Origin of the sequence: Pseudomonas sp. SIMBA_068 (genome assembly GCF_046534705.1) — a bacterium.
GTDB lineage: Bacteria > Pseudomonadota > Gammaproteobacteria > Pseudomonadales > Pseudomonadaceae > Aquipseudomonas > Aquipseudomonas putida.
The window spans coordinates 1-268 of the sequence record NZ_JAWRYI010000610.1; the positions used below are offsets into that span (position 1 = coordinate 1).

Annotated in this window: 1 protein-coding gene; it reads left to right on the forward strand. The window is 65.7% G+C overall.

Features of this window, described 5'->3' with window-relative positions; genetic code table 11:
* Positions 1-268 (forward strand): glutathionylspermidine synthase family protein (locus SB756_RS30635; protein WP_410913312.1); only part of this gene is annotated, 268 nt, incomplete at both ends.

The window sequence follows — 268 nt, forward strand, 5'->3', positions numbered from 1 at the left end:
GCTGGAGGAGCAGATCGAACGGGGTGTGCTGCCAGGCCATGCCAGCCAGTTCAACACCCTGGCCGAAGACCTGGTGCAAGCGTTCATCGCGCTGCCGGGGCAGGGCACGTTTTACTTTTCCACCATCGCAGGTTCGGTGGAGGACCGCGGCACCACGGACTTCCTGCGCAAGATGGCCGGGCACGCCGGCATTCCTACCCGGCACATTGACCTGGAAGACATCGGCCTGGACGGCGACGGGCGTTTTGTCGACCTGGCCGGCAGGCCG